The organism is Bradyrhizobium sp. th-b2, assembly GCF_000426785.1.
In the GTDB taxonomy this organism is placed as follows: domain Bacteria; phylum Pseudomonadota; class Alphaproteobacteria; order Rhizobiales; family Xanthobacteraceae; genus Bradyrhizobium; species Bradyrhizobium septentrionale.
The window spans coordinates 1-1,334 of sequence record NZ_AUGA01000251.1 but is presented as its reverse complement, the minus strand read 5'-3'; the positions used below and the strand labels follow the sequence as shown (position 1 = coordinate 1,334).

The 1,334-nt window shown below is 56.1% G+C and carries 2 protein-coding genes and 1 pseudogene; all 3 read right to left on the bottom strand.

All coding sequences use genetic code 11. The features are described from left to right. Positions 1-95, bottom strand: a pseudogene (locus tag K359_RS62940) (transposase); the annotation flags it as partial. A 495-nt stretch (positions 96-590) separates the two neighbouring features. After that, complete coding sequence (locus K359_RS0148125; protein ID WP_210292686.1) at positions 591-794, bottom strand: hypothetical protein; 204 nt, start codon at positions 792-794, stop codon at positions 591-593. A gap of 333 nt (positions 795-1,127) precedes the next feature. Next, a partial coding sequence (locus tag K359_RS64150; RefSeq protein WP_210164128.1) for a hypothetical protein occupies positions 1,128-1,334 on the bottom strand: 207 nt, incomplete at its 5' end.

Genomic DNA, 1,334 nt, shown 5'->3' with positions numbered 1-1,334 from the left:
ACTTGATTGGCGAGCGCCGAACGGCAGCTGGTGCGATCGGAGGCGAGCTGTGTCTTATGCAGCTTGATCAGATTCTCGGCTTGGCCGCGCGCGCACCCATTGCTCTTGGAGAGCGTGATGTCTAAAGAAAATGACGCGGAGGGCGTCCAAGATCAGGGCGGAAAGCACGGCGGTCAGGCCGGTATGCCGAAGTCTACGCCACGCCCGCGCACAACCGAGAGGGATAGGGATGTGGTGCCAAAAGGGCAGAGCGGTCCTGAGGAGCGTCAAGATTAAAAGAACCATCACGCGTACCGACCGCGATTCGATCGCCTCGAACATCGTCCTGCTCAGCGTGATAGGCGTTCAAGTGCGCCGGCATTTGAGCTGTTCGCCGATCGTTCCGCGACGGCTGCCGGGGTGGCTCGCGCTTAAGGCCCAGTAGCCAATGTCGAATTTGAGCCGGCTAAGTTTTAACCCACCGGGGCGCCGCTTTTTTGCCGCGCCTCGTTCGCTGTGCCCAACTCTGTTCATAGACCTTAGTAGGTAACACAGCTGTCATCTGTTCGCGGTCCGTTTCAGATTTTGCTGCGGACCGGTATCCGATATGACTATACCGCCTTCATGGCGCCGGTCAGGTCGTCAGTCAGCATCTGCATCAGTTGTTGGGCCTGGTCCTTGGTTAGCTTCTCGGCGAATGGGCCATTTTTCTTTGGCTGCGCTGGCCCCTTGAGTTCCCGATCATAAACCATCCAGTCGTCACCGCTTCCTCTCCGAACGAGGAACCTGTTTTGTTGGAGCGCTGTGTAATGCAACGATACCTCCCAAAATGAGCGGTCACCGGTCTCAAAAATACACACCTGATGACCGTTTGTTCCCGAACCGGGACATTGAAATTCCCAGCAGCTAATCATCAGCACAATTCATGCCGCGCCCCCTTAATTCGGGTGGCGCTTGGTCGGCATGGCGCACAATTTCTTAAGCTGGAGAGCTGACGGATGGCTGCTAATATATTGCCGAAATGTGCGTGCTTGAGGACGTCTACCAGTCGGCGCTTCGCGGTAGGCCGCCTCAGGGACACGTACACTATTTATCAGAGAGGCACAGCGGCGGTGTCGTTTGTCGCCCTGATCGCCAGCGTGGCGTGGCTAATGCTCGGATGAGAGGACTTTCGGCTTCGCCAAACGGCGTGTACCGCTCTGAGGCCGGTTTTTTAATCGATCACGATTTTGTTTTGGCAGATCAAATTTCAACTTCGGAGTGGAGGTTGTGTCATGGGCAGTGACAGTCTCCTTGGAAGCATCTGCATCGTATTGTTGGGGCTGAGCCCACTCGTTGTCATCGGCATCGCAATG